This window comes from Yersinia sp. IP36721 (assembly GCF_003634395.1).
Taxonomy (GTDB): Bacteria; Pseudomonadota; Gammaproteobacteria; order Enterobacterales; family Enterobacteriaceae; genus Yersinia; species Yersinia entomophaga.
This window is the reverse complement of record NZ_QCZL01000018.1, coordinates 44,069-70,643: the sequence shown is the minus strand read 5'-3', so window position 1 is coordinate 70,643 and position 26,575 is coordinate 44,069. Positions and strand designations below refer to the sequence as shown.

Below are 26,575 nucleotides of genomic sequence, written 5' to 3'. Positions count from 1 at the left end.
AGGCACCTTAACGGTGCCTTTTTTACGATTTCAATCAGGTAGTTGGAAATTTAGGTTGCCAGTCGATAGGCGCTAAATTCTGTTTTATCAATAGTTGATTGGCCTGTGAGAAGTGTTTACAGCCAAAAAAGCCGCGATGGGCGGAGAGTGGGGAAGGATGCGGGGCTTTCAAAATATGATGGCGCTGCGGGTCGATAATTTGCCCTTTTTTCTGCGCGTGAGCCCCCCAAAGTAAAAATACAATTCCTTCCCGATGCTGGTTTAATGCGGCAATCACCCGATCTGTAAAAGTTTCCCAGCCAAAATTGGCGTGTGAATGCGCTTTGCCACCTTCGACGGTGAGAACGGTGTTTAGCAGCAATACGCCCTGTTCCGCCCAGCTTTGTAAAAAACCGTGATTGGGGCGTTCAAAGCCGGGAATATCGGTAGCCAGCTCTTTATACATATTTACCAGCGACGGTGGCGCCGGTACGCCGGGCAGCACCGAGAAGGACAAACCATGGGCCTGATTTGGGCCGTGGTACGGATCCTGGCCGAGAATCACGACTTTTACCTGATCCAGTTCGGTTAACCGAAAGGCATTAAATACGTCTTTTTGCGGTGGATAGACGATTTTCCCCGCGTGACGTTCGGCGGCGACCTGAGCCAGCGTATTTTGGAAGTAGGGTTGTTGCTTTTCCTGACCAATTACGTCGTGCCAAGTGAGGGAGGTGGTCATGAGACTCTCCTTTGTTTTTGCTGAAAATTTATGTTGCTCAGCTTACCGGTTAGCGTTGAGCAGGGAAACTGTTAAAAGTTTACGGTGTAGATGTCGCTTAAAATAGCGCCAATTAATGTAATTTTTGTTGAAAATTTACAAAAATAATTGTTGCGTTGGTATTTGATAAAATTGATATAAAACATAAATTTGCCCACAGCTCGTAAAGTGCTGGGCTGTAAATCTTGATTTAAGTCAAAGAATAACGGTGATTTGACTGGTATATAGAACAATAAGAGAACAATGGTTTTACCAAATAACCAACGTCACTTTTCCATTCCTGGAATTTTAGCCGTATTACGGAGGCACCAAATGATTACTGGTATTCAAATTACTAAAGCTAACAATGAAGCCTTGCTGAACTCTTTTTGGCTGTTAGACGACGAGAAAAACGAACTGCGCTGCGTATGCGCTAAAGCTGACTATGCAGAAGATCAAATCGTTCCTGCTAGCGAATTAGGTCAGATTGAATACCGCGAAGTTCCGCTGGAAGTTCAGCCTACCGTTCGTGTAGAAGGCGGTCAGCACCTGAATGTTAACGTTCTGCGCCGTGAAACTCTGGAAGATGCTGTTAAACATCCAGAAAAATACCCGCAGCTGACCATTCGTGTTTCTGGCTATGCGGTACGTTTCAACGCACTGACTCCAGAGCAGCAACGCGATGTTATTACTCGTACTTTCACTGAAAGCCTGTAATTTATAGGGTTTTAGCCGTGAGAGTTTAATGAAAAGGGAGCTTTGGCTCCCTTTTTTATTGTGCGCCGTCTTTTCTAAGGTAAAGCCTGAGCGGCTTCACACTTTTCGGTATTCAATAAGTCATTCTTATCTTTTCTCATAAAGAACTCATCCGACCTGCCGATAGCCAAGTTACACCCGTTAGGTGTTCGCTTAATTTTGCTGTCGACAAGGAGTCGTAATGACTATGCCACTGAGTCTTTCCGTAGCTTCGCCGTTAAATACTCTGTCTAATCCAATTATTCCATCGAATTCGGTCAGAACGGCGAGCACTTCAACTGAAACTGAGTCAACTTTTTCTGCCGTTGTGACAGCCAAAAATGCGGTGTTTTCTGCTGCAACACGGGAAAGTAACGATCTCTATCAATCAATGGTTTCCGATCTTGGTTTATCCCGGAGCGAGCAGTCTGCGGCGCTAAAATCAGCTGAAGTGATAGGAAAGGGTAAAGCATCTCAGAAAAGCGATTACTCGCTGGCGCTGTTGGCTAAAGATGTTTATAGGCCAACCGGGGCTAATCTGGACGGATTCCAGCGTTTAAGTGATGCTGATCTGCTTAAAGCGGGTATCGATCCTGCTAGTTTGTCTGACCGCGCCTCTGGTTTTCAGGCTGGAATCTATTCGAATCAGCAGCAGTATGTTCTGGCTTTTGCCGGCACCAATGATATGCGAGATTGGCTGAGCAACGTTCGACAGGCCACTGGCTATGACGATGTTCAATATAATCAGGCTGTTGCCTTAGGTAAAACCGCGAAAATGGCCTTTGGCGAAGCCTTGGTGATTACCGGTCACTCGCTGGGCGGTGGATTGGCGGCAACGGCGGCATTAGCGACGGCGACCGTTGCGGTAACCTTTAACGCGGCTGGCGTATCGGATCACACGCTAAATCGTTTAGGGATCAATCCGGCTCAGGCAAAAAGTGAAGCTGAAAGTGGAGCTATTCGCCGTTATAGCGAACAATATGACATGCTCACTGACACGCAGGAATCGACGTCTATAATTCCGAATGCCATTGGCCATAAAATCACGCTGGCGAATAACGACAAGCTAAGTGGTCTGGACGATTGGTTGCCGCATAAACATCTTTCACGCAGTCTGGCTGCTCATAGAATTGATAAAGTTCTGTCTTCCATGAGCGAGCAAAAACCCTGGGAGTTGAAAAATGCCTGATAGAACACCGATGAACAGTTGCCTGCGGTATATTCGCTACACTGTTTGCGGTGTATTGATATCGCTTATGAGTTTTGAGGGATTGGCGATGACTGAGAGTAAAAATGTATTTAACGATCCACAAGTAACGCCGATTGCCGAAGCTATTTATCGTGGTGATGTCGCGCAGATACAGCAGCTCGCTTCTGAAAAAATCTTGCAGCAGCGGGGGGATCAATCGATCACTTTGCTGCAATGGGCGATCTTGAATCAGCAGCCGGAAAGCCTGGCTGCGTTACTGGAACTTCATGCCGATCCGTTCCAGCCCGGCTTGCAAGGCAACAGTGCCTTACATACTGCGGCGAGCGTTAAGGATGCTCATTATTTACAAATATTGTTAGATGGTCGGTTGAAACCGAATGCGCGCAATAGTATTACGTCGGCAACTCCGTTGGCTGCGGCGGTGATGGCTGGGCGAGAAGTGCAGGTGATGATGTTATTGGCTGCGGGTGCCGATCCTAACCTGCCGGATCGCCTGGGAGACACACCGCTGCATTTGGCTGGTAAAATCAATGCGCCAGAATTGGCGCTACGTTTGTTACAGGCCGGCGCGAATGCTGAGTTGCGTAATAAGCAGGGGGCTCATTTTCAGCAGTATTTTGCAATGACGCCGCAAAAACTACAGACCAATGAAATGCAGAGGAAATACCAGCAGTTGAATGAATGGCTACGGGCAAATAAACAGGCTGAATTATACCAGAAACAGCCTTGAGACTGCGCCGCAGCGATAGAGCAACGGCCGTGTGTTAAGTGCCTGTTTTGTAGATAAACAGTGTGGATTTAATTTGCTCGATTTTGGACGGAAATTGGGGATCTTGATGAAATTATCCTTCAGCAAGACAAAATCCGTGGATGAGTTTACCCATAAAAAAAGCCGCTTTAACAAGCGGCTTTTTGCTGTCCAGTGGAATAAACCTGCGCGTTAAGCGTCAGCTTTATTCTTTGGTTTACGGCGCTTACCGACATTTTTAGCATCGCGGTGGCGCACTTTAACCTTGGTTTTTTCTTTGTTGGCCGCCTTCAGCTCTTTACGCTTCGCTAAAACCTTTTTCGACGGTTTGCCGGTAGATTTGGCGCTTGGCTCTTTACTGGTTGGACGCAACTCGTCAATGACCCGAGGTTTCAGTGGTTCTTTCAGATAACGACCAATTCTGCCCAGCAATAAATGATCATGTGCTTCAACCAAAGAAATCGCCACGCCTTTGCGACCAGCCCGACCGGTACGGCCAATGCGGTGCAGATAGACGTCCGCTGTGAGCGGTAGGTCAAAGTTAAATACATGACTGATATCGTCGATATCCAGGCCACGAGACGCCACGTCCGTTGCTACCAATACGTTGACGCGACCATCGCTTAAACGAATAACCGCTTCGGTACGCTTGGCCTGAACCATTTCACCTTCGAGGAACCAGGCGTTAATACCGGCTTCACGTAGCCAGCTCACCAATTGGTGCACCTTTTCACGGGTACGCACGAAGATAATGGATTTCTGCACGTCCGGCTGTTTCAGTAAATGAACCAACAGGGCAGTTTTGTGTTCGATATTGTCTGCGCGATAGTACCATTGCTGGATTTTTTTACGCTCGCGGCGAGACGGATCGGCTTCCAACTCTACTGGCTCTTCGAGAATACGCTCGGCAAACTCGCGAATCGCTTCGCCTTCCAGCGTGGCTGAGAACAGTAATGTCTGCTTACGCCAGCGAGTTTCCGCGGCGATAGTTTCGATATCCTGCGCAAAGCCCATGTCCAGCATACGATCGGCTTCATCCAGAATCAGGGTTTCTACCGCACGGCAGTCAAAGTTCTCTTCTTTGATGTACTGCAGTAAACGGCCAGTGGTCGCAACCACGATGTCCTGGTTCTCGCTGAAGACTTCAGCATGGTTCATGTAGGCCACGCCACCGGTGATGGTCGCGATGTCTAACTGAGTGTGTTTGGCCAGTTCTCGGGCCTGATCGGCAACTTGCATCGCCAGCTCACGGGTTGGCGTCAGAATCAGGATGCGCGGTGGCCCGGATTTTTTGCGTGGAAAATCCAGCAGATGCTGCAAGGCTGGCAGCAAAAAGGCGGCAGTTTTGCCCGTACCTGTGGGAGCCGAACCCAATACGTCGCGTCCGTCCATAGCTGGCGGAATAGCCGCAGCCTGAATGGCGGTAGGGCGCTCATAGCCTTTGTCGCGCAGGGCGTCAATGAGGCGTTCGTCGAGATCGAGTTCGGAAAAATTGGTTACAGTCATGGTCTTCCTCTACTTGGGGCGCCGATTATAGACGGGTTAGCCGAATTCTTCACCTGTTTAAGCGGGAATGATGTCTTTTACCTTCAATCATATTGTCCTATGCTACGCCAGTTAAAGATTCTGGTGATTAATGTGAGCGAACAATTGAAAATAAAACCGAGTTTACGTCGCGGTGGTTTTACCTTTAAACAGTTTTTTGTGGCTCACGATCGCTGCGCCATGAAGGTAGGCACTGACGGAGTATTACTCGGCGCATGGGTACCGTTACAACAGGCTCGGCGCGTGCTGGATATCGGCTGTGGTAGTGGGTTGATTGCTTTGATGATCGCTCAGAGATCGTCTTCGGAAGTTTTGATCGACGGCGTCGAACTGGAAAGCGAGGCGGCGGAGCAGGCTACTGAAAACGCGCAGGCTTCTCCTTGGCACGATCGAATTCGTATTTATAGTGCTGATGTAAATGCATTCGCAGAACACCATCCTCATCAATATGATCTAATCGTCAGTAATCCGCCTTACTTTTCTCCGGCGGTGGCCTGCCGTGATGAAGCGAGAAATACTGCGCGTTATACCGGATCCCTGACTCACGAAGCGTTGTTGCGTAGCGCTGAACGATTGATCACGCCGGAAGGTCGCTTCTGCGTAGTATTACCGCACAGCATTGGTGAGGATTTGGCAGCGTCGGCCGTTCAGCAAGGTTGGTTTGTGCGGCAACAGGTTGATGTGCGAGACAGACCCGGTAAGCCATTGCACCGAATGTTGCTGGTTTTATCTCGTCAGGATGGAGAAAAGCTACATCAGCATTTAACTTTGCGTCAGGCGGAGGATGTGTATTCACCTGAATTTTGTCAGTTAATTGGTGATTTTTATCTTAACTATTAGTTGTGAAATATTCATTGTGACAAATAGATAAAGAAACTAAGGGCACTGAAGTGCCCTTAACAGAATACCGAAATATCAGGGTTGAAGGATGGTCGGGCGCGGATTTTCCAGTAGATCTGGATAATCGAGCGTATAATGCAGGCCGCGACTTTCTTTCCTTTCCATCGCACAGCGCACGATAAGTTCGGCGACTTGCACCAGATTACGCAATTCCAACAGGTTGTTGGAAATACGGAAATTCGCGTAATATTCGTCGATTTCCTGCTGCAAAGTATTGATGCGGCGCAGGGCGCGTTCCAACCTTTTGGTCGTACGTACGATGCCGACGTAATCCCACATAAATAGCCTTAATTCATGCCAATTATGTTGTATTACTACGCGTTCATCGGAGTTATCAACTCGGCTTTCATCCCACTCAGGCAGATGTTTGGCTAATTTGGCGTGGGGTAAACGCATCAAAATATCCTCAGATGCCGACCAGCCGTAAACCAGACATTCCAACAATGAGTTAGACGCCATGCGGTTCGCTCCATGCAGCCCGGTGTAACTCACTTCCCCAATGGCGTACAGCCCGTCCAAATCGGTTCGACCATGCTGATCGACCATCACGCCGCCGCAGGTATAATGCGCTGCCGGAACGATGGGAATAGCTTCCTTGGTCAGGTCGATGCCCAAAGACAGCAGTTTTTGGTAGATCATGGGGAAATGCTGCATCACGAATTCAGTTGGTTTATGGCTGATATCCAGATACATACAATCGGCACCCAGCCGCTTCATTTCATGGTCAATGGCTCGGGCGACGATATCTCGCGGTGCCAGTTCGCCTCGCGCGTCAAAATCAGGCATAAAGCGGGTGCCGTCAGGGCGTTTTAGGTAGGCTCCTTCACCGCGCAGCGCTTCGGTTAACAGGAAATTGCGCGCCTGTGGGTGGAACAGGCAGGTCGGGTGAAACTGGTTAAATTCCAGATTGGCGACGCGGCAACCGGCACGCCAGGCCATAGCGATACCATCACCGGAGGAAATATCTGGATTGGTCGTATATTGATAAACCTTAGCTGCGCCGCCGGTAGCCAACACCACGGCTTTAGCGCGATAAGTTTCCACTTTTTCCAGCTCGCGGTTCCAGACATAAGCACCCACGACCCGCTTGGTTCCCGGCAGGCCAATTTTATTCGATGTGATCAAGTCCACGGCATTGCGGCGCTCTTTCACTGAAATATTGGGGTGGGTGCTTGCTTTACCTACCAGGGTAGTCTCTACTTCTTTACCTGTAGCATCGGCTGTATGCAGAATGCGTCGGTGGCTGTGACCGCCTTCACGGGTTAGATGAAAACGTTCTTCGCCGCTGGCGTTGGTTTCGGTATCAAAGAGTACGCCCTGATCGATAAGCCATTGCACGCAGCTGCGTGCGTTACTGGCAATAAATTCGACGGCATCTTTATCGCACAGCCCGGCCCCGGCAATCAGCGTGTCATCAACATGTGAGCTGATACTGTCGGTTTCGTCAAAAACGGCTGCAATTCCGCCTTGAGCATAAAAGGTTGCGCCTTCGTTCAGCGGACCTTTGCTCAGAACGGTAACTTTACAGTGTGGTGCAAGGCGCAGCGCCAGTGACAGGCCCGCAGCGCCGCTTCCGATGATCAATACATCGCTAACATGTTCTGATGATGATGACATAACGTATGATGTGTGCAGAAGAAGGGTGATTTTCATGGTAGCCTATCTGCCCGAGCAAAAGCTACGGGTATCAGATATTGAAAGGATATCGAAAGAAAAACAGGGCAATAGGGAACTTTGCTTTTTAATTAAACTCCAAGCAAGTGCTTGCTCAGGAAGGTAATGATATGACTGGCAGTACGATTTTTAGCGTGGGGATATATTTCGGGAGAGTTTGCCTCGGATGAGCGAGCAGTTAACGGATCAAATGCTGGTTGAGCGGGTCCAAAAAGGAGACCAACAATCGTTCAATTTACTGGTTATTCGTTACCAGCATAAAGTGGCGAGCCTTGTATCTCGATACGTACCTCAGGGCGATGTCCCTGATGTGGTACAAGAATCCTTTATAAAGGCTTATCGCGCATTGGAGTCATTCCGTGGCGATAGTGCTTTCTACACATGGTTGTACCGTATCGCCGTCAACACGGCAAAAAATTACTTAGTCGCTCAGGGACGTCGTCCACCATCCAGTGATGTGGATGCAAATGATGCTGAAAATTACGAAAATGCGGGCGCATTAAAAGAAATTTCGAACCCTGAGAACTTAATGTTGTCTGAGGAATTGAGGCAGATAGTTTTTCGTACCATAGAGTCACTCCCGGAGGATCTCCGGATGGCGATCACTTTGCGTGAGTTGGATGGTTTGAGCTATGAAGAAATAGCCGCCATTATGGATTGCCCGGTCGGTACCGTTCGTTCGCGTATCTTCCGTGCTCGCGAAGCTATCGATAACAAAGTTCAGCCGCTGATTCAGCGATAGCGGACACATAAAGGGTATTTAGGCATGCAGAAAGAAAAGCTTTCCGCTCTGATGGATGGTGAAACTCTTGATAGCGAACTGATGAGTTCTTTATCAAAAGATAACGAACTGCAACAAAGCTGGCAGAGTTATCACTTAATCCGTGACACTCTGCGCGGTGACGTTGGTGAAGTCATTCATCTTGATATTGCTAGCCGCGTGGCTGCTGCACTGAAAGATGAACCCGTCCGCTTCGCACCAGCTGCCGTGCCTGAATCTCAACCTCAGCCGCATCTCTGGCAGAAAATGCCGTTCTGGAACAAAGTGCGTCCCTGGGCTAGTCAACTTACCCAAGTTGGCATGGCTGCCTGCGTTTCTCTGGCGGTGATTGTGGGGGTTCAGCAATACAACCAGCCAGCAACAGACACTATGCAGTCTGAATCTCCGGCCTTTAATACCTTGCCAATGATGGGCAAAGCATCGCCAGTCAGTTTTGGTGTGCCGGTTGATGGAACTTTTGGCAACAGTCAGCAAAAGCAGGTTCAGGAACAGCGTCGCCGTGTCGATATGCTGAGCCAGGATTTTGAATTGCAGCGCCGTTTACCGCAGGATCCGCTACAACAAGAACAGTCTGTATCGCCGCAAGCCGCTATTCAGGTGCCTGGAACTCAGTCCTTAGGAATGCAACAGCAGTAATGAAGCAACTTTTGTTATCCGTCTGTTTACTGACGGGCGGCCTGTTCGTGCCAATAATCGCCTCTGCTCAAAATGAACCAGAGGCGTTGTTGCAAGAAATGGGCAGTGCCAGTCAGTCACTCAACTATGAGCTAGGCTATATTAATGTCAATAACCAAGGGATTGATTCTCTTCGTTATCGCCATGCTATATCTGAAGGCAAAGCGTTAGCTCAGCTATTACGCATGGATGGACCTCGCACCGAGGTTCTTCAGCGCGGTACTGAAATTAGCTATTTCGAACCTGGCTTCGACCCTTTTACTCTGGCCGGTGATCACATAGTCGATGCTTTGCCTTCCATCGTGTTTTCTAATTTCAAAAATCTGGCCAAATATTACGACTATATTGCCGTGGGGCGAGCGCGCGTAGCCGATCGCCCCTGCCAGGTTATTCGTGTTGTAGCCAAAGATGGCACGCGCTATAGCTATATTATCTGGCTAGACGAAACGACAAAATTACCGATGCGCATCGATCTCTTGGATCGCGATGGAGAAACGCTGGAGCAATTCAGAGTGATATCCATGGGGGTAGGTACGCCGATTCAAACGGTATTGCAAGGTATGAAAGCTCTTGAGCTACCACCATTGCTCGCTTTACCTGCGAAACAAAAAGTCGATTTCGTCTGGGCTCCAGCTTGGCTGCCTTCGGGAATGGTCGAAGTTTCTCGCAGCCGTCGAACTCTACCGAATCTGGATACGCCAACGGAAACTCGATTGTATACCGACGGATTGTTCAGCTTTACGGTGAACGTAAACCCGGCCGATAAGAATGCTGTGACCGGGCAATCTTTGCGTCAGGGGCGCCGTACCGTTGAAAGTGAAGTACGCAATGGCGCTGAAATTACCGTTGTAGGTGAGATTCCTCCCGCTACGGCGAAACGTATTGCCGGCAGCGTTGTGTTAAAGGCTAAGAAATAATGATGAAGGAATGGGCCACGGTGATTTCGTGGCAACAGGGTATAGCGTTGCTGCGCTGTGAGCCTCATGCCGGCTGCGGTAATTGTCATGCCCGCGGCGGCTGTGGCAGCGACCTGTTGAATAAACTTGGCCCAGAATCTCAACATCAGCTTCAAGTCGCTATCGATCAACCGCTTGAACCGGGTCAACGGGTTGAAGTGGGAATCAGCGAAGGCAGCTTGCTACGTTCGGCGATGTTGGTTTACCTGACGCCGCTTTTCGGGCTGATTGCCGGTGGCGCATTATGTCAGAATATCTTTGTGACCGAGGCAATGACCGCGGTTGGTGCGGTATTAGGCGGAATAGCCGGTTTTTTACTTGCTCGAAGGCTGGCGGCTAAGGTTGAGGAGCGGGCTGATTATCAACCGGTTGTATTGCAAATAGGTTTACCGCCGACGGCGCTGAGAATCCAGCAAGATTGATTTCAAATTAGTGATTTATCGGGCTGTGATAGGCTGGTATGCGGTTTTGAATCATATGTTGAATTAAGGCAATAAACAGATCTGCGCTGATTAATTCCGCATAATTTATCGAAAATAAAACACTCCCTTCATCATCAAGCAGGCGTATCGACTCGTTATTATTGCCCTTACTCCCAGTTTCAATTCTCCGTATATTCTCGATATCAATGACGCGTTGCTGCGTGGTTAAAGTGCGTGCGTTCAGCCTAATGGCATGGGGAATAACCTCAACCAGGTCATGATCAATAAATTGATTAAACCAAGACGGTTTTTTGTTAACCACATCAAAGTTGATTATTTCTCCCTGAAATAGTCGGGTAAGACAGGCGTCGCCAGCATGGCTAACCTGTTGATAAACGATATTTCGCATTAAGGGGTTAGCTCCCATGATATTAGAAACGATAATATTCCATTGCTGGTGGTGTGAGGCGCGAAATGCCATTGCGTTTATCTTTCCCCTTGGATTAATCCCCAAGTGGAAATGGTAAATATGCGTGATTTTATCAAAAGGAATGAAATAAACTTTTTCACTGTAATGATTAAATACCCGAACGCCATTCTCATATAAGAAATAGGTAAAGTCCGGCGTGATATATAACCGGGAATAAAGCAGGACGCTCAGGGATAATGCCGCCAGCAGAATGCACAACACCAATAATATTGAAGGCGTAGAAAATACATTGGTTGCCGTTGCCAATGTGATAATCACCAGTGTCATTACTATAATAAAGGCGACGGAAGCCAGTGTCAGTTTTGAGTTTTTCTTACTAAACTCGTGGCGGCTGAGAATTGGGCCTTCATCGATCATCAGACCTCCTTAATGGCGATAAAACGGTTTCACCATTTAGGTTATTCCAAGGTGATTTTTATATTCTAGGTGAGGCGAATATTGACGATATGAGGTTTTTCCTAAAGTGAATGGGTATTTCTGAAAAGACATCAGTTACCTCAATGAGAAAATAATAAGTGACTTAGGAGGAGAGCCAAGAAGAGAATGACGTAGGTTTCTTTGAGCATATCTCCCAAATCCGCCCAATAACCACTTTATTTAAATGGATTTAAACTCTGATATAAATCAGCAACATAAAAATACGGCGCGTTAAGCTTTAATGCGACTATCCTTTAAGCCGAGCGACTCGCGGTTCCGGTATTCATATTAATGCCAATGATGGGCCGCTATTGCTCTCGAGGAGTGTCCTGACAGAGCGACTTGATTTCATCTGAAAGCAAGGATAATAGTAAGGATTGGCATGAGGATGACTAGGTTTTCATTGTCTTGACATGTAGAATACCGCGACTTAGGCGAAAGACAGCCAACCTAACAACTTACAATACTGACTGTCGCTTTATGTCCATGCGTGTGTCCATAGGCGAATGATTCAGAAATACCAAGGCAGAAAAACTTTTATAATGAAGCATATACGAAATTTCTCCATTATTGCCCATATTGACCACGGTAAGTCGACGCTGTCTGACCGTATTATCCAGATTTGTGGCGGTTTAAGTGAGCGCGAAATGGCCGCGCAGGTTCTGGATTCCATGGATCTGGAGCGTGAGCGCGGGATTACCATCAAGGCACAAAGCGTGACCTTGGATTATCGAGCTCAGGACGGTCAAACTTATCAGCTCAACTTTATCGATACTCCCGGTCACGTAGACTTCTCTTATGAGGTTTCCCGCTCGCTGGCGGCCTGTGAAGGCGCACTGCTGGTGGTGGATGCTGGGCAGGGCGTTGAAGCCCAGACATTAGCCAACTGCTATACCGCGATGGAAATGGATCTGGAAGTGGTTCCGGTTTTGAACAAAATCGACCTGCCAGCCGCCGATCCTGAACGCGTAGCGGAAGAGATTGAAGATATCGTCGGTATCGATGCTGCTGACGCCGTGCGCTGCTCGGCGAAAACCGGTGTTGGTGTACCTGATGTGCTTGAGCGTCTGGTGCGTGATATTCCGCCGCCAGAGGGCGATCCGGAAGCTCCATTACAGGCGCTGATCATCGACTCATGGTTCGATAACTATCTGGGCGTTGTTTCTTTGATCCGTATTAAAAACGGTACCTTGCGCAAAGGCGACAAGATCAAAGTGATGAGCACTGGCCAGACCTATAACGCTGACCGCTTAGGTATCTTCACGCCAAAACGTATTGACCGCGAAGTGTTGAACTGTGGCGAAGTAGGCTGGTTGGTCTGCGCGATTAAAGACATTCTTGGCGCGCCAGTCGGCGATACGCTGACGCTGGCTCGTCAACCGGCGGAAAAATCCCTGCCGGGCTTTAAGAAAGTGAAACCGCAGGTTTATGCCGGTTTGTTCCCAATCAGCTCTGATGATTACGAAAGCTTCCGTGATGCGCTGGGTAAATTGAGCCTGAACGACGCGTCTCTGTTCTATGAACCAGAGAGTTCTACTGCGCTGGGTTTTGGTTTCCGCTGTGGTTTCCTTGGCTTGCTGCATATGGAAATCATTCAGGAACGTCTGGAACGTGAATACGATCTGGAACTGATTACCACTGCGCCAACCGTAGTGTATGAAGTGATTACCACTAGTCAGGAAACCGTTTATGTTGATAGTCCGTCTAAGCTACCGGCACTGAACAACATTGAAGAGTTGCGCGAGCCTATCGCAGAGTGTCATATGCTGTTGCCGCAAGAGTATCTGGGTAACGTTATTACACTGTGTATCGAGAAACGTGGCGTACAGACCAACATGGTTTACCACGGTAACCAGGTGGCGCTGACCTACGAAATCCCGATGGCAGAAGTGGTGCTGGACTTCTTTGACCGCCTGAAATCAACGTCACGCGGCTATGCGTCCCTGGACTATAATTTCAAGCGTTTCCAGACCTCTGACATGGTCCGCGTTGACGTTTTGATCAACAACGAACGTGTTGATGCACTGGCTCTGATTACTCACCGTGACAACGCTCAATATCGTGGTCGCGATTTGGTCGAGAAGATGAAAGAGCTGATTCCGCGCCAGCAATTCGATATTGCAATTCAGGCGGCTATCGGCAACCACATCATTGCGCGTTCAACCGTGAAACAGCTGCGTAAAAACGTATTGGCGAAGTGTTACGGCGGTGATGTTAGCCGTAAGAAAAAGCTGTTGCAGAAGCAGAAAGACGGTAAAAAACGTATGAAGCAGGTGGGTAACGTTGAGTTGCCACAAGAGGCTTTCCTGGCCATTCTGCACGTTGGCAAAGACGGAAAATAAGTTGTAAGGAGTTTGAATGGCTAACATGTTCGCCTTGATTCTGGCCGTAGCTACGCTGGTCACAGGGATTATCTGGTGTTTCGAGCGTTTCAAATGGGCGCCGGCACGTCAGGCAAAAATTGCGGCTATCAATGCCCAAACAGCGGGCACGGTAGATGAGAAAGCTTTATCTAAAGTTGCTCGTCAGCCTGGCTGGATCGAGACCTGTGCTTCGATTTTCCCGGTGCTGGCGCTGGTGTTTATCGTGCGTTCATTCATTTATGAGCCATTTCAGATTCCGTCTGGATCGATGATGCCAACTATGCTGATCGGCGATTTTATTCTGGTGGAAAAGTATGCCTACGGCATTAAAGATCCTATTACCCAGACGACGCTGATCCCAACGGGACATCCGAAACGCGGCGACGTGGTGGTATTTAAGTATCCGCTGGATCCTCGGGTTGATTACATCAAGCGTGTGGTTGGTTTGCCGGGAGATCGGGTTAGTTACGATCCTATTGCCAAACAAGTAACGGTGCAGCCAGCCTGCAATACTGGTCACTCTTGTGATAGCGCGTTAGCCATTACTTACAGCGAATCTATGCCGAGCGAATTCGTCCAGACTTTCCGCTTCAGCGGTATGGGCGAGTCTTCGGCCGGATTCTTCCAGATTCCGACCAATAAGCCGGTTCCAGATGATGGTGTACGTTTGCGTCAGCGCAGCGAAAGTTTAGGGCCGGTTTCCCATCAGATTCTGATGGTGCCGGGTCGGAACGATCAGATTGGTGCTTATTATCAGCAGCCAGACCAGCCGCTTGGCGTTTGGGTGGTTCCGGAAGGTCACTACTTTATGATGGGTGATAACCGGGATAATAGTGCGGATAGTCGCTTCTGGGGCTTCGTCCCTGAGCGCAATCTGGTGGGTAAAGCCACTGCTATCTGGATGAGTTTTGAAAAGCAGGAAGGTGAATGGCCAACGGGTGTGCGTTTAAGCCGTATTGGTGGAATTCATTAATCTGAGCGGTATCCTGATTGACTGGCGCTGTTGGCTGGCAATAATCCGATAAATCCCGATAAGCTGATCGACATCAGCAATTTGGGCGGTGAATGCCCCAACAACGCCAGAATTTCAATTAATAAGGGTATATATAAACGCAGCATTATGTTTCCACACGTTGTAGAATAACCTTTCGAGCGATAAAAGTTGGCTTCCTGTTGGAGGCACTGCAAACGAAACAGCTTTGTGTTGGCTTGGGCGAAGCAGACCTGTTCCGTATGCTGTAGTTTTTGACGCATTCTTGATCTATTGGTAACTCATGAATCCCATCGTAATAACCAGGCTACAGCGGAAGCTGGGCTATACTTTTCAACAGCAGGATCTCTTGCTGCAAGCTCTGACTCATCGCAGCGCCAGCAGCAAACACAATGAGCGTTTAGAGTTCCTGGGTGACTCAATTCTGAGTTTTGTTATCGCCAATGAGTTGTATCACCGCTTCCCTCGCGTAGACGAGGGCGACATGAGTCGGATGCGGGCAACCTTGGTTCGAGGCAATACTCTCGCCGAAATGGCCCGTGAATTTGACCTTGGCGAATGTTTACGCCTTGGCCCGGGTGAATTGAAGAGCGGCGGTTTTCGTCGTGAATCCATTTTGGCAGATACGGTAGAAGCCCTTATCGGCGGTGTGTTCCTCGATAGCGGTATTCAAACGGTCGAACGGCTGATTTTGGACTGGTATCGTAGCCGGTTAGATGAAATCAGCCCCGGTGACAAGCAGAAAGACCCAAAAACGCGTTTGCAGGAATACCTGCAGGGTCGCCATCTGCCGTTACCTTCTTACCTGGTTGTGCAGGTTCGCGGAGAAGCACACGATCAGGAATTTACTATCCACTGCCAGGTCAGTGGCTTGAGCGAGCCGGTAGTCGGTACTGGGTCAAGTCGTCGTAAAGCTGAGCAGGCAGCAGCGGAACAAGCGCTGAAACAGTTGGAGCTTGAATGAGCGAAGTAGAAAAAACGTATTGTGGTTTTATTGCAATTGTTGGTCGTCCGAACGTGGGCAAATCAACCTTGCTAAACGAGTTGTTGGGTCAAAAGATTTCCATCACCTCGCGTAAGCCGCAGACAACCCGCCACCGGATTATGGGCATCCATACTGAAGGGCCTTATCAGGCTATCTATGTGGATACCCCGGGGCTGCATATTGAAGAAAAACGTGCCATCAACCGTTTGATGAACCGAGCGGCTAGCAGCTCGATTGGTGACGTGGAATTGGTTATTTTTGTTGTCGAAGGAACTAACTGGACCGCCGACGATGAAATGGTCGTGAATAAACTGCGCAGCTTGAAATGCCCGGTTCTGTTGGCTATCAACAAAGTGGATAACGTCACGGATAAAACCAAGCTGTTGCCACATATTCAGTTCCTGAGCCAGCAGATGAATTTCCTTGATGTGGTGCCAATCTCTGCGGAGAAAGGCATGAACGTGGACACCATCGCGGCCATCGTGCGTAAGCATATGCCGGAAGCTGAACATCATTTCCCGGAAGAATACATCACCGACCGTTCCCAGCGCTTTATGGCGTCGGAAATTATTCGTGAAAAATTGATGCGCTTCCTGGGTGAAGAACTGCCTTACTCGGTTACCGTAGAAATCGAGCAGTTTGTGCCGAATGAACGTGGTGGTTACAACATCCACGGTCTGATTCTGGTTGAACGTGAAGGCCAGAAAAAAATGGTTATCGGTAACAAAGGTGCCAAGATTAAGACTATTGGTATCGAAGCCCGTCAGGACATGGAACAAATGTTTGATGCCAAAGTGCATCTTGAACTGTGGGTGAAAGTGAAATCAGGCTGGGCCGATGACGAACGTGCATTGCGCAGCTTAGGCTATACCGACGATCTGAAATAAGACTCGTCGATGGAAGGTTGGCAGCGCGCATTTGTTTTGCATAGTCGCCCTTACAGCGAAACCAGCCTGATGCTGGATTTGTTTACCGAAGGGGAAGGGCGCATGCGAGTTTTGGCCAAGGGTGCGCGTGGCCGACGTTCCAATTTAAAAGGCTGTTTACAGCCTTTTACGCCATTACTGGTTCGCTGGGCCGGTCGTGGGGAAGTGAAAACACTACGTAATGCGGAGCCGGTTTCTCTGGCGCTGCCACTCAGCGGATCGATGCTTTACAGCGGGCTGTACGTTAACGAACTACTGTCTCGCGTACTGGAGCACGGTACTAACTATTCTGCATTATTCTTCGATTATCTCCATTGCTTACAAGCCCTTGCCGCAACGGACGGTTCCCCTGAACACGCTTTACGTCAGTTCGAGCTGGCTATGCTATCCAGTCTGGGTTACGGCGTAGATTTTCTCCATTGCGCCGGGAGTGGGCAAGCCGTCGCTGACACCATGACTTATCGCTATCGGGAAGAGAAAGGTTTTATCGCCAGTTTGGTGGTGGACCACTACAGTTTTACCGGACGGCAGCTACAGGCATTGGCCAGTCGGGAGTTTCCCGATGCTGATACATTACGTGCCGCCAAGCGTTTTACTCGAATGGCGTTGAAACCTTATTTGGGCGGTAAACCGCTTAAAAGTCGTGAATTATTCAGACAATTTGTAATAAAACCTCCTGCCGACCCGACGCAGACATCCTGATTTTATTGATTTTTAATCCGTTCTGTATCAACTTTCCCCGATCCTAACCTATCCGCTGCGCCTGCACTCGGTGTAAACTGCGGGCTGTTAACCTATCTTACTACGGGCTTTTCTGGAGGGCTGTCATGGCTGATTTGCTGCTAGGCGTTAATATCGATCATATCGCTACGTTACGAAATGCGCGTGGTACTCACTATCCCGATCCGGTTCAGGCGGCTTTCATTGCCGAACAGTCTGGTGCTGACGGTATTACCGTTCATTTACGCGAAGATCGCCGTCATATTACCGATAGAGACGTACGGATTTTGCGTCAGACCATTCAGACTCGAATGAACCTGGAAATGGCCGTCACGGACGAGATGCTGGACATCGCCTGCGACATTCAGCCGCACTTTTGCTGTCTGGTGCCGGAAAAACGTCAGGAAGTGACCACCGAAGGCGGGTTAGACGTTGCCGGTCAGATCGACAAAATGACGTTGGCTGTTGGTCAGCTTACCGACGCGGGGATTCTGGTTTCGCTGTTTATTGATGCCGATATGCGCCAGATTGACGCCGCGGTGGCGGTAGGTGCACCTTACATTGAGATTCATACCGGCGCTTATGCTGATGCTAAATCCGATCTGATTCGTCAGGCGGAGCTGATGCGTATTGCCAAAGCGGCGGCCTATGCCGCTGGCAAAGGTCTGAAAGTGAATGCCGGACACGGCCTGACTTATCATAACGTTCAGCCTATTGCTGCCTTACCTGAAATGCATGAACTGAATATCGGTCACGCGATTATCGGCCAGGCGGTGATGACCGGCTTGCCGGCTGCGGTTTCCGAAATGAAAACCTTAATGCGGGAAGCGCGTCGCTGATGGCTATTTTGGGGCTGGGTACTGATATTGTTGAAATCTCACGTATGGAAGCTGTGGTGAATCGCAGTGGAGAGCGGCTGGCAAAGCGAGTTCTCAGCCCGGCAGAATGGCAACAGTATCAGCAACATCAGCAGCCGGTGCGGTTTCTGGCTAAGCGTTTTGCGGTGAAAGAAGCGGCAGCTAAGGCGTTTGGCACCGGTATTCGCAACGGACTGGCATTCAATCAGTTTGAAGTCGTCAATGACGTTTTAGGCAAGCCGACGCTGCACTTACATGGCCGCGCTGCGGAGCTGGCGCTGGAGCTGGGCGTGGCATCTCTGCATGTTTCTTTAGCGGATGAACGGCGCTATGCCTGTGCAACGGTGATAATTGAGAGTTAATCAGGATTTAATCGATTCGGATCTTGGCAAGGGCGTATTTATACGCCCTTTGTTGCAACTGCGGCGCGGTTACAGGCGGTCGGCGTGATGCAGCAGAACGTATTTATCCCATAGCTGCTCGTTAGTTTCGACGCAGGCCGGATCGGTAATAATAGTGTTATCAATCGGGCAAACCAATTGGCAGGTAGGCGTTTCGTAGTGGCCGACGCACTCTGTACAGCGCATTGGATCAATTTGATAAATTTCTTCGCCCATCGTAATAGCCTGATTCGGGCACTCCGGTTCGCACATATCGCAATTAATGCATTTACGCGTGATCAACAGGGCCATGAGTTCGCTACCTTTGGTGTGGGGGACATAAATCAGCCGGCGATTATACCGCTATCATCGCCTTAGACCAGTTTTTTCACCAGATTTGCGCTGTGGTTGATGTGGTCTTGCGCCTGATCAAAATCTTGCTGGATGATTGCCATAAAGAGCAAATCGGTGAGAGCAAACTGAGCGGTGCTGGAGGAGATTGCCGCGCTGCGAATGGCCGGTTCTTCCGCAATGGTATACAAACAATGATCGGCGCGTTGCTGTAGGCCATTAGGGGAAAAACTGGTGAGTGCCAGCACCTTGGCTCCCGCAGCCCGCGCTTCCTCCGCCGCCAGATTCACTTCCCTTCGTTCGCCGCTGAAAGAGATGGCAAGCAGTAAATCCTGTGGACTCATGGCCTGAACCGTCGCTAATTGTACGTGCATATCCGCTTCGGCTACCGCCATAATGCCGATTTTCAACAACTTATAGGATAAATCCTTCGCCACAAGTCCAGAAGCACCGATCCCCAGTAGGATAACTCGACGAGCATTTTTCAGCATTTCCAGCGCCATGAGCAGGCGTTCTTCACTGTTGATATCCAGCGTGGCGCGTAGAGCGGCCTGCTTTTCTGCCAATAGCTTTTCACCTACGGTTTTTAAACCATCGGTACTGAGAATCTGATTATGTACTTTCACCGCGGCCTGCGGTGTGGCCACCACTTCGCTCAACGCCAGTTTTAGCGCCGGAAAGCCTTTATATCCCAGTTTTTGAGCAAATTTCACTACGCCAGACTGGCTGACTCCGGCCATTTGCGCCAATTTCTGCGAGCTGAGATGCCGCGCCTGTTCAGGATTTTCCAGCAGAAAATCAGCCAGTTTTCGGTCGTTTTGCGCCAATGTAGGGTAGATCTGTCGTATGCGTAGAAGACTGCTCATAACACCATTCCTGAAAGCGGGAAGACATTCTGCCATGTTTAGCGCTAAAAAATCAGATCGGGCGCATGGATAGGGTTAACTTACCGATTTTTGTGATCTCTGCTCTAAAGATAGCCAAAAACACTCGCCTTGTTGAATATAATATTCAATTATAAATATATTAATGTGAATTAAAAATTCAATGAGGTGACGTATGAACTTAGGTACTTTGGTATCAGAAAGCCGTAATCCGGCAACAAGGGATCTGGATAAATTATCCACCCTGGAAATGGTGGAGCGTTTTAACGATGAAGATCGTAAGGTTCCCGATGCGATTCGTTTAGTGTTACCTGAAATTGCGCAGGCGGTTGATTTAGCTGCCGAAGCTTTGAAGGCTGGCGGGCGTCTGATCTATCTGGGAGCGGGAACCAGCGGTCGTCTGGGCGTATTAGATGCATCCGAGTGCCCACCCACTTTTGGCGTGCCTCACGGATTAGTGATCGGCCTGATTGCCGGTGGGCCGGGAGCCTTACTGAAGGCGGTAGAGGGGGCGGAGGACAGCCTGACATTAGGTGCGGAAGATTTACAGGCATTGAAGTTAACCTCCACGGATATGGTGGTTGGCCTGGCCGCTTCCGGTCGCACGCCCTATGTGATCGGCGCTTTGCGCTATGCTCGCGAGTTAGGTTGCCCAACGGTTGCGATTTCCTGTAACCCTGACTCACCTATTGCGCGGGAAGCGCAGCTGGCAATTTCCCCCGTAGTAGGGCCGGAAGCGTTAACCGGTTCAACGCGGTTAAAATCCGGAACTGCGCAAAAGCTGGTGCTGAATATGCTGTCTACTGGCGCGATGGTGAAATTGGGCAAGGTGTATCAAAACCTGATGGTGGATGTAAAAGCCACTAACGTGAAGCTGGTGGATCGCGCCTGCCGCATCGTGGTGGAAGCCACCGGCGCAGGAAGGGAAGAAGCGGAAAATGCGCTGAAACAGACCGATTTTGAGGTTAAACCGGCGATTTTGATGATCCTGAAAGGCGTTGGCGCAGAGCGGGCTCGGCAGGATTTGGCGCAGCATAATGGTTATCTGCGCGCCGCTTTATAGCGCTCAGCCTGAGGATATGTGGCAATGGATAAATCAACCGCTTTAGCGCAGCAAATTTTGGTCGGTATTGGTGGCGAAGCCAATATTCGAAAACTTGAAAATTGTATGACCCGGGTTCGAGTTGAGGTTAAAGACGACAATCTGCTGGATTTATCTCATTTGAAGCAGTTAACCGGAGTCAAAGGCTATATTAAGCAGGGGGAACAGCATCAGTTTATTGTTGGCCCCGGCGCGGCGTCGAAGGTGGTTGAGCGCATGCGGGGCCTGATGGTTGGAAAAACAGAAGACATCGCTGAAACCGATGCGATCGGTCGAAATAAAGCGCAGGCCAAAGCTAAATATGCGGCTCCAATGAGCGGTGCGCTGAAGAAACTGGCTGACGTTTTCATCCCGCTAATTCCTGCATTTATTGCTTCCGGCTTAATTATGGGAATAGTGAATATTCTCAAGCGTCCGGATATTTCTGGCGATTTAGCGCTGCATTACCCGAATATTCTGGGGTTGTTGGCGATCTTTGGCAGTGCAGTGTTTGCGATTATGAATATTCTGGTGGGCGTCAATGCCGCCAGAGTGTTCGGCGGTTCGCAGGCAATGGGCGGCGTAATGGCCGGTATTTTATCCAGCCCGGCGCTGGCGCAAATTACGCTGTTTGGCGAAGCGTTGCAGCCTGGTCGCGGTGGAGTTATTGCCGTTTTACTGGTTGTGGCATTGATGTGCTGGATCGAGAAATGGTTGCGTAATCACCTGCCTGAATCGATAGAGCTTATTGTCAATCCGTTGTTGACTACGCTAATCACCGCCTCTTTGGCTATTTTGCTGCTACAACCGCTGGGCGGGTATATTTCTGAAGTGATTACCCACGGAGTCAATTTGGCTATCGATCGCGGCGGACTGTGGGTCGGCGCGCTGCTGTCCGGGCTGTTTCTGCCGCTGGTACTGTCCGGTTTACATCAGGGATTGGTGCCTATTCACGTAGAGCTGGTGCAGGCTCACGGCGCCAATCCGTTACTGCCGATACTGGCGATGGCTGGCGTAGGGCAAATTGGCGCCGCGTTGGCGGTACTGATGAAAACGCGCAATGCGCGCCTGAAAAAAGTGATTAAAGGGGCTCTGCCGGTCGGCATTTTAGGCATTGGCGAACCACTGATTTTTGGGGTGACGTTACCTTTAGGTAAACCCTTTATCGGCGCTTGCTTGGGGGGGGCAATCGGAGGGGCGTTAATCAGCTATTGGAAAGTGGCGACGGTGATAACCTTCGGGATTTCCGGCCTACCGCTGGCTTTGACCATTATTTCCGGCAAAGTCATGTTGTACCTTTTGGGGATGGCAATCACTATTCTGGCCGGTTTTATATTTACCTGGATTATGGGGTTTACCGATCCAGAAGAATAATAGCGTAACGCTGTTCATGGTAAGGAAAAAGGCGGTAGTATCACTTTAGGATATCGCTCTGTCGACGCGGATTTGGCAGAGCGAAAGACATTTTGAGGAGTGATAAGTTGATGCCAGAATCGACCTTAGCAAACATCGCGCCGCAGGCCGCTGAAGGCAAACGCGTTGTATTTTTTGATTTAGACGGGACGCTGCATCAGCAAGATATGTTTGGCAGCTTTTTGCGGTTTCTTACTCGTCGCTTACCTCTTAATTTACTTCTGGTTATTCCGTTATTACCCGTCGTTGGGATTGGCTTACTGGCAGGAGGCCGCTGCGCCCGCTGGCCGCTTAGCCTGCTGTTGTGGAGCATGACCTTCGGCCGTAGCGAATCTCATCTGAAAGATCTGGAGCGGCGCTTCGTGGGGGCGTTTCGTCAGAAAGTGGTGGGTTTTCCTGTAGTAAAAATGCGCCTGCGGCAGTATCTGGAACAGCAAGATACGCAGGTGTGGCTGATCACCGGTTCACCGCAGCGGCTGGTGGAGCAGGTTTACCATGATTCTCTTTATCTGCCCAAGTTACATCTTGTTGGTAGCCAAATGGCGCGATGCAACGGCGGCTGGATTTTGCCGCTACGCTGTCTGGGGCAGGAAAAAGTGGTACAGCTTGAGCAGCGGCTCGGCTCTCCCTTGAAACTTTATAGCGGTTATAGCGACAGTAGGCAGGATAACCCGTTGCTGTTTTTCTGCGAACACCGCTGGCGGGTGAGTAAGAACGGCGAATTACAGCGGTTAGAGTGATTGTTTTCCTGGAATAACCGCAGGGTTTGCCGCTGTTTTTCATGACTTTAAAGGCTCGGTTATTGAGTTACGTCAGTTGTTGCCTCAATGTGTTACATCGGTATTACTATGGCCTAAACGCCAGATTTTTTCCGCGTAGCGACCGAGTAACCATAAGCTTCCGCCCAGAATCACGAAAAACAGCGTTTTGGGCAGCGAATCCCAAAACAGTTCGAAAAAACGGGTGTACAGATTGATGGCTAAAAAGGTTAAGCCGAAGCCGCGAAGCATGGCGTCATCTCGCTTCAAACCCAGCCATATAGCGGCTCCTGCCGCCAGAGCAAACAGTAGGCTCCAATGAAACAGCGCGATCTGGCGCACCTGATACCAGCCGTCAATATCACCGTAATTGCCGAAGATCGACAGTAACCATAAAGCGAGAAATAGGTATAGCAGCCCCATTGCTTGTGAAACCCGTTCCAGCCGCCGCTGGCGCAGCGGGTTTTGGGCCAGCAGAACGACCGATATCAGTATCAAACCGAAAAGAATAAAGCGCAGCGGGTAGTTCAGGCCCAGCCAATAAGCTCCCCAGCCGGAAAGGTAGCCCGTTTCTGCGCCAAAGGCGTTCCCCAGAGATAACAGAGCAAATAGCCAGACCAAGGGGGAGCGGCCTAGCCAGCCGATTAGTGCATAAATTCCCGCACCGAGCAGCAATAATAGAGAAACGCGGCCACTGCCGTTATCCAGCCAAATGCCTAAGTAGCCTAAAGATGTTGCGGTAAATAATACGCCGAGAAACAGCAGGGCTTCATTGCTGTAAATTTTATCTGGGCTGAGGCGATAACGGCGACATCCCCAATAATAGAAAGTAACGGCAATCCCTGCGCAGATTACGGAAATGGCCGGAGCGTCGAAGCGCAGGAATTGGCTAATCCAGGCAATGAGAACGCTGTCGGCAAACAGGCTGGCAACGGCGGTAGCCAGGCAAGCGAGCGCGCCTAAAAAGGCATAGCTCGCCAGTCTGCGCCAATCAAAAGGCTGAATCACAACGTGCTTTAACAGGCGCTGATGTTCTTCCGGCGCAATGACGCCTTCACTGGCCCAGCCATCTAGGGTTTTCTGTACCACCGCCGCATTTTTTTTGCTGAGTTTCATATCCAGGTTCCCTTGTATGACAGGTTCTCTCGGCGGTTTAAGCCATTGCTTCGGGTCAGCAATGTGAAGGTGACGGCGAGATTTTCTATGTATTCTTCACTTTACTGTATTGATGACTTTTATTGAGTATAAGTAATAGATGAATAGCCCGGTAGCGATAGTCTGAGTACTTCGGGCGGACAAAATCCCCGTTCTGCGCCTGCGCTGTGTATAATGCCCGCCGCAAAAGTGCCTGAGAGGTGAATGTGTCTATTGAATATAATGATGAATACTGGATGCGTCAGGCATTAGAGCTGGCGCAGCGCGCGCAGGAAGAGGGCGAAGTGCCGGTTGGCGCAGTGTTGGTGTTAGATAATCAGGTTATTGGCGTTGGCTGGAACCGACCTATCATCCATCATGATCCTACTGCTCACGCTGAAATCATGGCGTTACGCCAAGGCGGGCAGGCGCTACAGAACTATCGACTGCTTAACGCGACATTATATGTCACGCTGGAACCTTGCGTGATGTGCGCCGGAGCCATGGTACACAGCCGTATTCGTCGTCTGGTTTACGGTGCTGACGATGTGAAAACCGGCGCGGCAGGCTCGTTGGTGGACATTTTGCGTCATCCGGGGATGAATCATCAGGTCGAAATTACTTCCGGCGTTCTGGCTGAGGCATGTTCTGCTACGCTGAGCGCCTTTTTCCGCCAGCGCCGGGAGCAGCAAAAAGCGCTGAAGCAGGCTCGCCGCGCCGCTGCGCAAAACGAGCCAGAATAGTCCTTGAATCGGTCAGTTATTAATCGACCAGCCCGGCCCAACCACCGGATAGGCTTTGCCTAATTCAGCTTCGATAGCCGCACTTTGCGCGGCTTTTTTCTCTTTATCCTGCAAATAACCCACCAAACTGACCTGATAGCGCCGGATGTTTTCCACGTAGTTATAAGCCTCATGCCCACGGGCATAGCCGTAAGTCGTACTCGGGTAATAGCGCTTCTGGCTCAGCATCGGCAAACGCATTTTTACATCTACCCAGCTATCTGGATTACCGTTCTGGCTTTTGGTCAGTTTACGCGCATCCAGCATATGACCATAACCCATATTATAAGCCGCCAATGCAAACCAAATCCGCTCGTCTTCCGGCACCGTTTCCGGGATCTTTTTCATCAAACGTTGCAGATATACCGATCCGCCTTTGATGCTTTCCTCAGGGTCCAGACGGTCTTTTACGCCCAAACCGTCTGCAGTGGCGCGGGTTAGCATCATCAGGCCTCTGACGCCGGTTGGTGAGGTCGCCTCGGGATTCCAGTGTGATTCCTGATAGGCGATGGCCGCTAGCAGCTTCCAGTCGATTTCACCGGCGTGCTTCTCAAACAGCGGCTGGAAGGTTGGCAATACCGTGTCTATGGCTCTTAGGAAGGTTTTGGTATCCACATAATCGAAGCTGCCAACGTGGCCCAGATATTTTTCTTCTAAGCGCGCCAGACTGCCGTCTTCAACCATTTGGCTGTAAAAATCCAGCAGTGCGGCATACAGGCTGTCATCATCGCTACGCTTAAAGTACCAGGTGACCGGTTCTTCATCGGTAACATCGAAAGCTACCGCTAACTGCGGGTGGATGCGCTGCAACAGGGCAATAGTGATGGAATCGCCTATAGTGTAATCCAGCTTGCCATCGGCCACCTGCTCTAAGAGTTCTTTAGCCGAGCGATCGGTTGAGGACTCCCAGCTCAAATTCGGGTACTTGCCCTGTTTTAGCTGTTTTAGCGCCGCCATGTGCGCAGAACCGGCGGCCACGGTCAGTTGCCCTTGCAGATCGTTAAAGGTTTTTGGGCGGGTTTTGCCCAACCGATACACCAACTGTTGGGAAACCGAATAGTATGCGGGGCCGGTGCGCGCCCGATTCAGGCGTTCACTGTTATAAATCAGGCCTGCGGCCAGCAGGTCGGCGTCGTTGTTGTCCAGATCTTCGAACAGGTCATCGATATTGTTACGGGTCGTAACCACCAGCTTCACGCCGAGATAATCTGCGAAGCGCTTTGCTAGTTCGTAGTCAAGACCGGTAGGGCCATCTTTACCTGGGGTGTAGATCAGCGGTGAGTTCATCGTACTGATACGAAGCTCTCCGCGGGCTTTGATCTGGTCGAGTTGTCCCTCCTGACCGTTGCGCCAGGAAATATTCGGCCATAGCGCAAGAGCCAGAAGCAAGGTAACAACACCGATAAAAAAATAATTTAATTTAAGGCGCGTCAAATAGTTGTCTCTCGGCAGCGCGGGGTTGTGCGTTATATATAAGGGCGATTTAACATGGTTAAATCCCCAGTGCGGGGGCATTTTGCGCAACAAAACGCCAGTGTGCAACTTTATTGACACTTTATGATAATTCGACGACTTCTCGCGCTATTATCAATAATAGATACGCAAACGGTTTCGTCGGAGGCCGAGATTCTCTATAATGGCGCGCGTTTTCCCCTGTTGCG

General features: G+C 49.8%; 28 protein-coding genes. 19 read left to right on the top strand and 9 right to left on the bottom strand.

The genetic code is table 11. From position 1 onward, the window contains the following. Window positions 1-34 precede the first annotated feature (34 nt). Window positions 35-718: a uracil-DNA glycosylase gene (ung, locus tag DBA33_RS14600; RefSeq protein WP_064516767.1), complete on the bottom strand. Its 684-nt coding sequence runs from the start codon at window positions 716-718 to the stop codon at window positions 35-37. A 351-nt stretch (window positions 719-1,069) separates the two neighbouring features. Between ung and grcA the strand changes: the two genes are divergently transcribed. The 3 genes from grcA to DBA33_RS14580 all read left to right on the top strand — a co-directional run bounded on the left by grcA (window position 1,070) and on the right by DBA33_RS14580 (window position 3,411). Further along, a complete protein-coding gene (gene grcA / locus DBA33_RS14590; RefSeq protein WP_064516769.1) occupies window positions 1,070-1,453 on the top strand; it encodes an autonomous glycyl radical cofactor GrcA in 384 nt (127 codons plus the stop codon). Between the two features lie 220 nt (window positions 1,454-1,673). Beyond that, on the top strand, window positions 1,674-2,660 hold the full coding sequence (locus DBA33_RS14585; protein ID WP_064516770.1) for a DUF2974 domain-containing protein: 987 nt from the start codon (window positions 1,674-1,676) through the stop codon (window positions 2,658-2,660). A gap of 88 nt (window positions 2,661-2,748) precedes the next feature. Beyond that, a complete protein-coding gene (locus tag DBA33_RS14580; RefSeq protein ID WP_064516772.1) occupies window positions 2,749-3,411 on the top strand; it encodes an ankyrin repeat domain-containing protein in 663 nt (220 codons plus the stop codon). A gap of 210 nt (window positions 3,412-3,621) precedes the next feature. Here DBA33_RS14580 and srmB read toward each other — a convergent pair whose 3' ends face one another. Next, window positions 3,622-4,935, bottom strand: a complete 1,314-nt coding sequence (gene srmB / locus DBA33_RS14575) for an ATP-dependent RNA helicase SrmB (RefSeq protein WP_064516774.1) — start codon at window positions 4,933-4,935, stop codon at window positions 3,622-3,624. A gap of 132 nt (window positions 4,936-5,067) precedes the next feature. On the opposite strand from srmB, the gene DBA33_RS14570 reads away from it, so the two are divergent. After that, complete coding sequence (locus DBA33_RS14570; RefSeq protein ID WP_064518473.1) at window positions 5,068-5,814, top strand: tRNA1(Val) (adenine(37)-N6)-methyltransferase; 747 nt, start codon at window positions 5,068-5,070, stop codon at window positions 5,812-5,814. Window positions 5,815-5,889: 75 nt separating this feature from the next. Here the strand turns inward: DBA33_RS14570 and nadB are convergent, their stop codons facing one another. Further along, on the bottom strand, window positions 5,890-7,491 hold the full coding sequence (gene nadB, locus DBA33_RS14565; RefSeq protein ID WP_179207930.1) for an L-aspartate oxidase: 1,602 nt from the start codon (window positions 7,489-7,491) through the stop codon (window positions 5,890-5,892). Window positions 7,492-7,714: 223 nt separating this feature from the next. On the opposite strand from nadB, the gene rpoE reads away from it, so the two are divergent. Genes rpoE through rseC form a run of 4 tightly spaced genes read left to right on the top strand, consistent with a single transcriptional unit; the run spans window position 7,715 to window position 10,382 of the window. Beyond that, entirely contained in the window at window positions 7,715-8,290 is a 576-nt protein-coding gene (gene rpoE, locus DBA33_RS14560; protein ID WP_004718098.1) for an RNA polymerase sigma factor RpoE, read from the top strand. Between the two features lie 24 nt (window positions 8,291-8,314). Next, on the top strand, window positions 8,315-8,965 hold the full coding sequence (gene rseA, locus DBA33_RS14555) for an anti-sigma-E factor RseA (protein WP_064516778.1): 651 nt from the start codon (window positions 8,315-8,317) through the stop codon (window positions 8,963-8,965). Then, a complete protein-coding gene (gene rseB, locus DBA33_RS14550; protein WP_064516779.1) occupies window positions 8,965-9,921 on the top strand; it encodes a sigma-E factor regulatory protein RseB in 957 nt (318 codons plus the stop codon). The genes rseA and rseB overlap by 1 nt, the downstream gene beginning before the upstream one ends. Then, window positions 9,921-10,382, top strand: a complete 462-nt coding sequence (gene rseC / locus DBA33_RS14545; RefSeq protein WP_064516781.1) for a SoxR-reducing system protein RseC — start codon at window positions 9,921-9,923, stop codon at window positions 10,380-10,382. The genes rseB and rseC overlap by 1 nt, the downstream gene beginning before the upstream one ends. 7 nt (window positions 10,383-10,389) lie before the next feature. On the opposite strand, the gene DBA33_RS14540 is transcribed toward rseC, so the two are convergent. Further along, window positions 10,390-11,229 carry a hypothetical protein gene (locus tag DBA33_RS14540; RefSeq protein ID WP_064516783.1) on the bottom strand — a complete coding sequence of 280 codons (840 nt, stop codon included), beginning with the start codon at window positions 11,227-11,229 and terminating at the stop codon, window positions 10,390-10,392. Between the two features lie 602 nt (window positions 11,230-11,831). On the opposite strand from DBA33_RS14540, the gene lepA reads away from it, so the two are divergent. Together lepA and lepB are read left to right on the top strand one after the other, a co-directional pair. Continuing rightward, window positions 11,832-13,631, top strand: a complete 1,800-nt coding sequence (lepA, locus tag DBA33_RS14535) for a translation elongation factor 4 (RefSeq protein ID WP_064516786.1) — start codon at window positions 11,832-11,834, stop codon at window positions 13,629-13,631. Window positions 13,632-13,647: 16 nt separating this feature from the next. Then, window positions 13,648-14,625, top strand: a complete 978-nt coding sequence (lepB, locus tag DBA33_RS14530) for a signal peptidase I (RefSeq protein ID WP_120806690.1) — start codon at window positions 13,648-13,650, stop codon at window positions 14,623-14,625. Here lepB and DBA33_RS14525 read toward each other — a convergent pair. After that, window positions 14,622-14,906, bottom strand: a complete 285-nt coding sequence (locus DBA33_RS14525; RefSeq protein ID WP_064516790.1) for a hypothetical protein — start codon at window positions 14,904-14,906, stop codon at window positions 14,622-14,624. The genes lepB and DBA33_RS14525 overlap by 4 nt on opposite strands. A 20-nt stretch (window positions 14,907-14,926) precedes the next feature. On the opposite strand from DBA33_RS14525, the gene rnc reads away from it, so the two are divergent. The 5 genes from rnc to acpS all read left to right on the top strand — a co-directional run bounded on the left by rnc (window position 14,927) and on the right by acpS (window position 18,493). Continuing rightward, window positions 14,927-15,607, top strand: a complete 681-nt coding sequence (rnc, locus tag DBA33_RS14520) for a ribonuclease III (RefSeq protein ID WP_049601836.1) — start codon at window positions 14,927-14,929, stop codon at window positions 15,605-15,607. Then, complete coding sequence (gene era, locus DBA33_RS14515; protein WP_049601833.1) at window positions 15,604-16,515, top strand: GTPase Era; 912 nt, start codon at window positions 15,604-15,606, stop codon at window positions 16,513-16,515. The genes rnc and era overlap by 4 nt, the downstream gene beginning before the upstream one ends. Before the next feature lie 9 nt (window positions 16,516-16,524). Next, complete coding sequence (recO, locus tag DBA33_RS14510) at window positions 16,525-17,256, top strand: DNA repair protein RecO (RefSeq protein ID WP_064516792.1); 732 nt, start codon at window positions 16,525-16,527, stop codon at window positions 17,254-17,256. Between the two features lie 125 nt (window positions 17,257-17,381). Then, window positions 17,382-18,113 (top strand): pyridoxine 5'-phosphate synthase, encoded by a 732-nt coding sequence (gene pdxJ, locus DBA33_RS14505; RefSeq protein WP_064516794.1) that lies wholly within the window; start codon window positions 17,382-17,384, stop codon window positions 18,111-18,113. After that, window positions 18,113-18,493 (top strand): holo-ACP synthase, encoded by a 381-nt coding sequence (gene acpS, locus DBA33_RS14500; protein WP_064516796.1) that lies wholly within the window; start codon window positions 18,113-18,115, stop codon window positions 18,491-18,493. The genes pdxJ and acpS overlap by 1 nt, the downstream gene beginning before the upstream one ends. A 69-nt stretch (window positions 18,494-18,562) precedes the next feature. On the opposite strand, the gene DBA33_RS14495 is transcribed toward acpS, so the two are convergent. After that, a complete protein-coding gene (locus DBA33_RS14495) occupies window positions 18,563-18,823 on the bottom strand; it encodes a YfhL family 4Fe-4S dicluster ferredoxin (protein WP_064516798.1) in 261 nt (86 codons plus the stop codon). Window positions 18,824-18,885: 62 nt separating this feature from the next. Continuing rightward, window positions 18,886-19,728 (bottom strand): MurR/RpiR family transcriptional regulator, encoded by an 843-nt coding sequence (locus tag DBA33_RS14490; protein ID WP_064516800.1) that lies wholly within the window; start codon window positions 19,726-19,728, stop codon window positions 18,886-18,888. Between the two features lie 193 nt (window positions 19,729-19,921). Between DBA33_RS14490 and murQ the strand changes: the two genes are divergently transcribed. The 3 genes from murQ (at window position 19,922) to yfhb (ending at window position 22,980) form a co-directional block, all read left to right on the top strand. After that, the gene (gene murQ, locus DBA33_RS14485; protein WP_064516802.1) at window positions 19,922-20,809 is read left to right on the top strand and encodes an N-acetylmuramic acid 6-phosphate etherase; all 888 of its coding nucleotides are present in this window, start codon (window positions 19,922-19,924) and stop codon (window positions 20,807-20,809) included. Window positions 20,810-20,833: 24 nt separating this feature from the next. Beyond that, window positions 20,834-22,201, top strand: a complete 1,368-nt coding sequence (locus DBA33_RS14480) for a PTS transporter subunit EIIC (protein WP_064516804.1) — start codon at window positions 20,834-20,836, stop codon at window positions 22,199-22,201. A gap of 110 nt (window positions 22,202-22,311) precedes the next feature. Then, window positions 22,312-22,980, top strand: a complete 669-nt coding sequence (gene yfhb / locus DBA33_RS14475; RefSeq protein ID WP_064516806.1) for a phosphatidylglycerophosphatase C — start codon at window positions 22,312-22,314, stop codon at window positions 22,978-22,980. An 84-nt stretch (window positions 22,981-23,064) separates the two neighbouring features. On the opposite strand, the gene DBA33_RS14470 is transcribed toward yfhb, so the two are convergent. Beyond that, window positions 23,065-24,114, bottom strand: coding sequence for a DUF2157 domain-containing protein (locus DBA33_RS14470; RefSeq protein WP_120806689.1), 1,050 nt, complete (start codon window positions 24,112-24,114; stop codon window positions 23,065-23,067). A gap of 239 nt (window positions 24,115-24,353) precedes the next feature. Between DBA33_RS14470 and tadA the strand changes: the two genes are divergently transcribed. Beyond that, entirely contained in the window at window positions 24,354-24,875 is a 522-nt protein-coding gene (tadA, locus tag DBA33_RS14465; protein WP_120806688.1) for a tRNA adenosine(34) deaminase TadA, read from the top strand. Window positions 24,876-24,887: 12 nt separating this feature from the next. Here tadA and mltF read toward each other — a convergent pair whose 3' ends face one another. Beyond that, on the bottom strand, window positions 24,888-26,348 hold the full coding sequence (mltF, locus tag DBA33_RS14460) for a membrane-bound lytic murein transglycosylase MltF (RefSeq protein ID WP_064516812.1): 1,461 nt from the start codon (window positions 26,346-26,348) through the stop codon (window positions 24,888-24,890). Window positions 26,349-26,575: the final 227 nt, after the last annotated feature.

Coding starts and splice junctions, on each gene's coding strand:
- ung (WP_064516767.1), bottom strand. CDS start 718: ATGACCACCTCCCTCACTTGGCACGACGTAATTGGTCAGGAAAAGCAA.
- grcA (WP_064516769.1), top strand. CDS start 1,070: ATGATTACTGGTATTCAAATTACTAAAGCTAACAATGAAGCCTTGCTG.
- DBA33_RS14585 (WP_064516770.1), top strand. CDS start 1,674: ATGACTATGCCACTGAGTCTTTCCGTAGCTTCGCCGTTAAATACTCTG.
- DBA33_RS14580 (WP_064516772.1), top strand. CDS start 2,749: ATGACTGAGAGTAAAAATGTATTTAACGATCCACAAGTAACGCCGATT.
- srmB (WP_064516774.1), bottom strand. CDS start 4,935: ATGACTGTAACCAATTTTTCCGAACTCGATCTCGACGAACGCCTCATT.
- nadB (WP_179207930.1), bottom strand. CDS start 7,491: ATGTCATCATCATCAGAACATGTTAGCGATGTATTGATCATCGGAAGC.
- rpoE (WP_004718098.1), top strand. CDS start 7,715: ATGAGCGAGCAGTTAACGGATCAAATGCTGGTTGAGCGGGTCCAAAAA.
- rseA (WP_064516778.1), top strand. CDS start 8,315: ATGCAGAAAGAAAAGCTTTCCGCTCTGATGGATGGTGAAACTCTTGAT.
- rseB (WP_064516779.1), top strand. CDS start 8,965: ATGAAGCAACTTTTGTTATCCGTCTGTTTACTGACGGGCGGCCTGTTC.
- rseC (WP_064516781.1), top strand. CDS start 9,921: ATGATGAAGGAATGGGCCACGGTGATTTCGTGGCAACAGGGTATAGCG.
- DBA33_RS14540 (WP_064516783.1), bottom strand. CDS start 11,229: ATGATCGATGAAGGCCCAATTCTCAGCCGCCACGAGTTTAGTAAGAAA.
- lepA (WP_064516786.1), top strand. CDS start 11,832: ATGAAGCATATACGAAATTTCTCCATTATTGCCCATATTGACCACGGT.
- lepB (WP_120806690.1), top strand. CDS start 13,648: ATGGCTAACATGTTCGCCTTGATTCTGGCCGTAGCTACGCTGGTCACA.
- DBA33_RS14525 (WP_064516790.1), bottom strand. CDS start 14,906: ATGCGTCAAAAACTACAGCATACGGAACAGGTCTGCTTCGCCCAAGCC.
- rnc (WP_049601836.1), top strand. CDS start 14,927: ATGAATCCCATCGTAATAACCAGGCTACAGCGGAAGCTGGGCTATACT.
- era (WP_049601833.1), top strand. CDS start 15,604: ATGAGCGAAGTAGAAAAAACGTATTGTGGTTTTATTGCAATTGTTGGT.
- recO (WP_064516792.1), top strand. CDS start 16,525: ATGGAAGGTTGGCAGCGCGCATTTGTTTTGCATAGTCGCCCTTACAGC.
- pdxJ (WP_064516794.1), top strand. CDS start 17,382: ATGGCTGATTTGCTGCTAGGCGTTAATATCGATCATATCGCTACGTTA.
- acpS (WP_064516796.1), top strand. CDS start 18,113: ATGGCTATTTTGGGGCTGGGTACTGATATTGTTGAAATCTCACGTATG.
- DBA33_RS14495 (WP_064516798.1), bottom strand. CDS start 18,823: ATGGCCCTGTTGATCACGCGTAAATGCATTAATTGCGATATGTGCGAA.
- DBA33_RS14490 (WP_064516800.1), bottom strand. CDS start 19,728: ATGAGCAGTCTTCTACGCATACGACAGATCTACCCTACATTGGCGCAA.
- murQ (WP_064516802.1), top strand. CDS start 19,922: ATGAACTTAGGTACTTTGGTATCAGAAAGCCGTAATCCGGCAACAAGG.
- DBA33_RS14480 (WP_064516804.1), top strand. CDS start 20,834: ATGGATAAATCAACCGCTTTAGCGCAGCAAATTTTGGTCGGTATTGGT.
- yfhb (WP_064516806.1), top strand. CDS start 22,312: ATGCCAGAATCGACCTTAGCAAACATCGCGCCGCAGGCCGCTGAAGGC.
- DBA33_RS14470 (WP_120806689.1), bottom strand. CDS start 24,114: ATGAAACTCAGCAAAAAAAATGCGGCGGTGGTACAGAAAACCCTAGAT.